The organism is Mycobacterium timonense, from assembly GCF_025821985.1.
Classification (GTDB): domain Bacteria; phylum Actinomycetota; class Actinomycetes; order Mycobacteriales; family Mycobacteriaceae; genus Mycobacterium; species Mycobacterium avium.
In genome coordinates, this window is record NZ_JACKSY010000065.1 from 165,951 (window position 1) to 172,878 (window position 6,928).

Below are 6,928 nucleotides of genomic sequence, written 5' to 3' on the forward strand. Positions count from 1 at the left end.
GCCCTAGCCGATTCGCACCGAGGTGATGGTCACCGGGTTGGCCGGCGGGCCGCTCGGCCGGTTACCGGCGATGCCGGCCCGGGCGATCTTGTCCAGCGTCGCCAGCCCGGCCGGGTCTATGGTGCCCAAAACCGTGCTCTGCGGGTCCATCTCGGAATCGTGGAAGATCAACGCGAATTGGCTGCCGTTGGTGTTGGGGCCCTCGGTGGCCATCACGACGGTGCCGCGCGGGTACAGCAGCGTCGCTCGCAGCGCGGGGTCGTCGGGCCGGTACTGGTTGGCGGGATACTCGTCGGCGAATTCGTAGCCGGGGCCGCCGGAGCCGTCCACGTCGGGGCCGCCGCACAACAGCGATCCGCCGTCGGGGGAGTCGACCAGCCGGGCGCACTGGGTGTTGTCGAAGAACCGCTGCCGGGCCAGGCTGATGAAACTGTTGACCGCGCAGGGTGATTCGGAGTTGGCCAGGTTGATGCCGATGTCGCCGAGGTTGGTGGCGATGACCGCGCCGATCTGTCCGGGCGTGGTCGGCACCCGGCCCGACGGGGGCGGGCTGACCGGCCGCGAGGACGGATCCGGCACCGCCCGGTATTGGCAATTGGCGCCCAGGTCCGGCGGCGCCACGAAGGCCGGCAGCGGCGGCGCGGTCCGGCCGGGTGCCGGGGAGCCGGGCGTCTTCGGCGCCGCCCCGCGCGAGCCGTGGCCGTGCGTCACCATCGCGACGACCACCGCCGCCACCACGGCCAGCGTCAGGGCCGACGCGCCGACGACGGCCGCCCGCACCCGGCGCGCAGCCCGGGGTTGCGGCGTTGGCGCGGAAGGCTTTTCGACCGCCCCCGGCGCCAGGGCGGCCCTGGCCGCCTCGGCCAGCTCGGTCACCGATTGGTACCGCCGCTCGGGGTCCTTGGCCATGCCGCGGGCGATCACCGCGTCGAAGGCCGCAGGCACCTCCGGCGCGGTTGCCGACGGCCGCGGTGGCGCCGTGTTCAGATGCGCGTTGAGCTGTTCTTCGAGGCTGTCGCCGGCGAACGGGCGCTTCCCGGTCAGGCATTCGTGCAAGACGCAGGCCAGCGAGTAGACGTCGGCGCGGTGATCGGTGGTGCCGGTGAAGCGCTCGGGGGCCATGTAGGCGACGGTGCCCATGGTGGCGCCGGTCTGGGTGAGCGCCGTGTCGGCCTGCGCGCGGGCCAGGCCGAAGTCGATCAGATAGACGAAATCGCGTGCGGTGGTGACCAAGACGTTCATCGGCTTGACATCGCGGTGGATCAACCCCGCCCGGTGCGCGCTATCCAGCGCCGCCGCAACCTGTTCGATCACCGCGACGGCCCGCTGCGGGCTGAGCCGGCCATCGTTTTCGGTGATGTAGTGCGCCAGGTCCCGGCCCTCGATCAGCCGCATGTCGACATAGAGCCGGCCGTCGATCTCGCCGTAGCCGTGGATCGGCACCACGTGCGGGTCGTTGAGACCGGCGGCGATGCGTGCCTCCCGGCGGAAACGCTGCTGGAAGTCCTGGTCTTCGGCCAGGTGCGGCGGCAGCACCTTCAGCGCGACCACCCGGTCCGTCGTCGCGTCGTAGGCGCGGTACACCCGCCCCATCCCGCCGCGACCCAGCAACTCCAGGATTCGGTAGTGACCGAACGAGTCCGGATCCAGCGTCACCCCATGACCATAAGCCGTCGACGGCGCGAATCAGTCCAGCAGCACCGAGGTGATGGTGACCTCGGTGGCGGGGGCCCCGTCCTCGCCGCCCCCGGCGACACCGGCTTTGGCGATCTTGTCCAGCGTGGCGAGCCCGTCGTCCTGGATCTTGCCGAAAACGGTGTACTGCGGCGGCAGTTGGGAGTCCTTGTACACCATGAAGAATTGGCTGCCGTTGGTGCCGGGCCCGGCGTTGGCCATGGCCAGGGTGCCGCGCGGGTAGAGGACGGGTTGCTGCGCCTTGGGGTCGTTGGGCGGGTACTGGTCGGTCGGGTATTCGTTGGCGAACTGGTAGCCCGGTCCGCCCGTGCCCTCGCCCTTGGGATCGCCGCACTGCAGGACGCCCAGGGACGGCGAGGTGGTGAGCCGGTGGCATTTGGTGTTGTCGAAGTACTTCTGACCGATGAGGCTCGCGAAACTGTTTACGGTGCAAGGGGATTCGTTGTTGGCCAGCATCAGGCCGATGTGGCCCTGGTTGGTCACCATGCTGGCGCTCACCTGTGCGGGATCGGTGGGCACCTTGCCGGTGCGGGGCGGCTTGACCTGCTTGGCCGCCGGCTCCGGCGACGGCGGGTACTGACAGTTGGCGCCCACGTCGGCCGACGGCTTGAACGGCGGCAGCGGCGGAACCTGGCTCGGCTGCCCGGGCGTCGTGGTCTCCGGCGCGCTGGTGCTGGTGGACGGTGCCGCGGTGCTGGCCTTGTGTTCGTGCCTGTTGTTGAGGACCGTGACGACCACCGCCGCGATCACCGCCACCGCCACGATCGAGCCGGCCGCGATCAGCAGGATCCGTCGCGTCCTGGCCTGCTTGGCGCGGCGCTCCAGCTGCCGTTCCAGCTTGCGTTTGGCGTTGGCGCGTCGTTGTTCGTTGGTCGGCACGGCCGCTATGCCTCCATGGTCGGTGAATCTTGCTGCCCCAGCTGGCCAACTCAGGCTAATGTGGGCGCCGCGAGCCGTGTCAAGTGGGCCCCGTGGGAAACTGGGAACCGTGTTGATCACCGGATTTCCCGCCGGCATGTTGGCGTGCAACTGCTATGTGCTGGCGCAGCGGCCGGGGACGGACGCCGTGATCGTGGACCCCGGGCAGCGGGCGATGGGCCCGTTGCGGCGCATCCTGGACCGGCACCGGCTGACCCCGGCGGCGGTGTTGCTGACCCACGGGCACATCGACCACATGTGGTCGGCGCAGAAGGTGTCCGACACCTACGGCTGCCCGACCTACATCCATCCCGAGGACAGGTTCATGCTGAAAGACCCCATCTACGGCCTGGGTCCGCGGCTGGCGCAGCTGGCGGCGGGCGCCTTCTTCCGGGAGCCCAGGCAGGTGGTCGAGCTGGACCGGGACGGCGACAAGCTCGACCTGGGCAGCGTCACCGTCAACGTCGACCACACGCCGGGGCACACCCGCGGATCGATGTGCTTCCGGGTGTCGTCGGACAAGCAGGTCGTGTTCACCGGCGACACCCTGTTCGAACGTTCGGTGGGACGCACCGACCTGTTCGGCGGCAGCGGACGCGACCTGCTGACGTCGATCGTCGACAAACTCCTGGTGCTCGACGACGACACCGTGGTGCTGCCCGGGCACGGCAACGCCACCACCATCGGCGCCGAACGGCGCCTCAACCCGTTCCTCGAAGGCCTGTAGCCCGTGCCGGAATTCAGCGCTCCCAAGGGTGTGCCCGACTACGTGCCGCCGGGCTCGGCGCAGTTCGTCGCGGTCCGCTCCGGCCTACTGGACGCCGCCCGCCGCGCCGGGTACGGCGACATCGAGTTGCCCATCTTCGAGGACACCGCGCTGTTCGCCCGCGGCGTCGGCGAATCCACCGATGTGGTGTCCAAGGAGATGTACACCTTCGCCGACCGCGGCGACCGCTCGGTGACGCTGCGCCCCGAGGGTACGGCTGGCGTGGTGCGCGCGGTGATCGAGCACGGCCTGGACCGGGGCACGCTGCCGGTCAAATTGTGTTATGCGGGACCGTTTTTCCGCTACGAGCGTCCCCAGGCCGGTCGCTACCGCCAGCTGCAGCAGGTCGGTGTGGAGGCGATCGGGGTGGACGACCCGGCGCTGGATGCCGAGGTGATCGCCATCGCCGACGCCGGGTTCCGCTCGCTGGGGCTGGACGGGTTCCGCTTGGAGATCACCTCGCTGGGCGACGACAGCTGCCGTCCGCAATACCGGGAACTGTTGCAGGACTTCCTGTTCGGTCTCGACCTCGACGAAGAAACCCGGCGGCGCGCTCGGCTGAATCCATTGCGCGTCCTCGACGACAAACGGCCCGAGGTGCGGGCGATGACGGCCGACGCGCCGGTGCTGCTCGATCACCTCTCCGATGCGGCCAAACAACACTTCGACACCGTGCTGGCGCACCTGGACGCGCTCGGGGTGCCCTACGTGATCAACCCGCGCATGGTGCGCGGGCTCGACTACTACACCAAGACCACGTTCGAGTTCGTGCACGACGGTCTCGGCGCCCAATCCGGCATCGGCGGCGGTGGCCGCTACGACGGGCTGATGCGTCAGCTCGGCGGACAAGACTTGTCCGGCATCGGATTTGGGCTCGGCGTGGACCGTACCCTGCTGGCGCTGCGCGCCGAGGGCAAGAGCGTGGGCTCGGCGGCGCGCTGCGACGTCTTCGGCGTCCCGCTGAGCGATCAGGCCAAGCTGCGGCTGGCCGTGCTGGCCGCCGGGCTGCGCGCCGCCGGCGTGCGCGTCGACATGGCCTACGGCGCGCGGGGGCTCAAGGGCGCGATGCGCGCGGCCGACCGCTCCGGTGCCCGCATCGCCCTGGTTCTCGGCGATCGCGACATCGACGCCGGCACGGTGGGCGTGAAGGATCTGCAGACCGGCTCGCAGGTGTCGGTGGAACCGGATTCCGTTGTCGCCGAAGTTCTTTCACAGCTGGGCCGCTAGCCTTAGCTGCGGCCGTCGCGTCATTTCTTGCTGGGGATGACGATGACGACGATCAGGGTCAGGATCGAGAAGAACAGCCCCAGGATTCGCCGTCCTCGCTGGCCTGGGAGACAAGGCGGTTACCACGAAGTGAGCGACCACCAGATGACACGACGCCAGAACCAACAACGCCACCGGATCCTGTGCACGGCCGTGGCCGCAATTGCACTAGCCGCAGGAGGATGCCACGTGAACCAACCCGATGCGCCGACACCACGCCGCCAAGGCCCTGCAAGTGCTGAAATCTCTGCCGTCGTTCGAGGACACCCAAGCTCAGGTCCAAGCCGCCATGAACGAAATCACCGCGACAGCAGGCAAAGTGGTCCCCTCGGTTACGTGGGAAACACCGCACGAGGGCTCAGGCTTAGGCTGCGAAAAACCGTATGAACAAACGGACGGGCGAGGCTACTTCCTGCCGGATCAAGTTGCCGCCAACGTGTCGGTCTCCGAGCAGCAGTGGGCAACAATCCAAGAGGCCGCCAAACAGGCCGCGGCCAAGATCGACGCCACTGAAATCCAGGTGATGCAGAACAACCCCGGAAACCACGACGTCGGCTTCTACGGCCCCACCGGCATCTTCATCAAAGTGGGTTACCGGGGAAACCTCGTTGTGTCGGGCTACACGGGCTGCCGACTACCGCGCGACAAGAAATAGATCGCGCACGAGCACGACTCCCGAGTAGGGATTCGGCGAGCGTCTCTCACCGCGATCTGACGAAACACGTTGTGGCCCAAGGCTGAGCGCCGGGTCAAGTCCAGTGATGTGGTGTACGACGTCGTCGTGTGATTCTTCGGGGTGATGGTTCAGGCGGTCAGTGCCGCGGGGGTGTCCTCCTGCTCTGTTGATGGGGTGTGGTCGGCGCGGGATTTGCGTGGTGTACGACGTCGTCGTGTGATTCTTCGGGGTGATGGTTCAGGCGGTCAGTGCCGCGGGGGTGTCCTCCTGCTCTGTTGATGGGGTGTGGTCGGCGCGGGATTTGCTGAGGACGTCGAGCCCGAGGTAGCGCCGAGATTCGGCCCATTCGTCATGCTGTTCGGCCAGCACGGCGCCGACGAGGCGGATCAGGGCGTCGCGGTCGGGGAAGATCCCGACGACGTCGGTGCGTCGACGGATTTCCTTGTTGAGCCGCTCCTGGGGATTGTTGGACCAGATTTGGCGCCAGATCTGCTTGGGGAACGCGGTGAACGCCAGCAGGTCCGCACGGGCGTTCTCCAGGTGGTCGGCGACCTTGGGTAGCTTGTCGGCAAGCGCATCGACGATCCGATCATATTGAGCGGCAACCGAATCAGCGTCAGGCTGGTCGTAAACCGAGTGCAGCAGGGTGCGCACCCACGGCCAGGACGACTTCGGGGTCACGGCCATCAGGTTTGTCGCGTAGTGCGTTCGGCAGCGCTGCCAGGACGCCCCGGGCAGCGTCGCCCNGATGGCGGCCAGCAGCCCGGGGTGAGCGTCGGAGGTGACCAGCCGGACGCCGGACAGACCGCGGGCGGTCAGCGACCGCAAGAACGTCAACCAGCCGGCGCCGTCTTCGGCGGTGGTGGCGTCGATGCCCAGGATTTCGCGGTAGCCCTCGGCGTTGACACCGACCGCGATCAACGCGTGCACGTTGACCACCCGACCGGCCTCGCGGACCTTGAGGACCAGGGCGTCGGCGGCCACGAAGGTGTACGGGCCGGCATCGAGCGGGCGGGTCCGGAAGGCTTCGACCGCGGCGTCGAGTTCCTTGGCCATCACCGAGACCTGCGACTTCGACAACGACGTGATGCCCAGCGTCTCGACGAGCTTGTCCATCCGCCGTGTCGACACCCCGAGCAGATAGCAGGTGGCCACCACCGTGGTCAGTGCCCGCTCGGCTCGTTTGCGGCGTTCCAGCAGCCAGTCCGGAAAATACGAGCCGTGCCGCAGCTTGGGGATCGCAAGATCCAATGAACCTGCGCGAGTGTCGAATTGGCGATGGCGATAACCATTGCGCTGGTTAGTGCGTTCGGCGCTGCGTTGGCCATATTCCGCACCGCACTGCGCGTCGGCCTCTGCACCCATCAGCGTGTGGATGAACGTCGCCAGCAGTTCGCGCAGGACATCGGGGTGGGTGGCAGTGAGTCGTTCGCTCAACAGCTGTGGCCAGTCGATATCGTGGGCAGTGGTCATCGCGTTGATTCCTTTGCTCGAGTGACTTTGGACGGTCCCTCGAAGAATCACGCGATGACCTTCATTCGTTCGGCTACGACACGCCGGGCATCCTGATCAGGCCCGACTCGTACACCACTCTGCTGGACGCAACC

Annotated in this window: 6 protein-coding genes and 1 pseudogene; 3 read left to right on the plus strand and 4 right to left on the minus strand. The window is 67.7% G+C overall.

From position 1 onward, the window contains the following. Positions 1-3 precede the first annotated feature (3 nt). Together H7I87_RS16555 and H7I87_RS16560 are read right to left on the minus strand one after the other, a co-directional pair. Complete coding sequence (locus tag H7I87_RS16555) at positions 4-1,656, minus strand: protein kinase domain-containing protein (protein WP_033727114.1); 1,653 nt, start codon at positions 1,654-1,656, stop codon at positions 4-6. Between the two features lie 30 nt (positions 1,657-1,686). Then, entirely contained in the window at positions 1,687-2,574 is an 888-nt protein-coding gene (locus tag H7I87_RS16560; protein WP_019734047.1) for a peptidylprolyl isomerase, read from the minus strand. Between the two features lie 109 nt (positions 2,575-2,683). Between H7I87_RS16560 and H7I87_RS16565 the strand changes: the two genes are divergently transcribed. Both H7I87_RS16565 and hisS read left to right on the plus strand, forming a co-directional pair. Continuing rightward, positions 2,684-3,340 (plus strand): MBL fold metallo-hydrolase, encoded by a 657-nt coding sequence (locus tag H7I87_RS16565; protein ID WP_019734048.1) that lies wholly within the window; start codon positions 2,684-2,686, stop codon positions 3,338-3,340. 3 nt (positions 3,341-3,343) lie between these two features. Continuing rightward, positions 3,344-4,606 (plus strand): histidine--tRNA ligase, encoded by a 1,263-nt coding sequence (gene hisS / locus H7I87_RS16570; RefSeq protein ID WP_019734049.1) that lies wholly within the window; start codon positions 3,344-3,346, stop codon positions 4,604-4,606. A gap of 20 nt (positions 4,607-4,626) precedes the next feature. On the opposite strand, the pseudogene H7I87_RS29205 reads toward hisS, so the two are convergent. Next, positions 4,627-4,701: pseudogene (locus H7I87_RS29205) on the minus strand (deoxyribodipyrimidine photolyase); the annotation flags it as partial. 179 nt (positions 4,702-4,880) lie between these two features. Between H7I87_RS29205 and H7I87_RS16575 the strand changes: the two are divergent. Continuing rightward, positions 4,881-5,300 (plus strand): LppA family lipoprotein, encoded by a 420-nt coding sequence (locus H7I87_RS16575; RefSeq protein ID WP_230584094.1) that lies wholly within the window; start codon positions 4,881-4,883, stop codon positions 5,298-5,300. A 258-nt stretch (positions 5,301-5,558) separates the two neighbouring features. Here the strand turns inward: H7I87_RS16575 and H7I87_RS16580 are convergent, their stop codons facing one another. Continuing rightward, positions 5,559-6,794 carry an IS256 family transposase gene (locus H7I87_RS16580; protein WP_264002774.1) on the minus strand — a complete coding sequence of 412 codons (1,236 nt, stop codon included), beginning with the start codon at positions 6,792-6,794 and terminating at the stop codon, positions 5,559-5,561. Positions 6,795-6,928 lie beyond the last annotated feature (134 nt).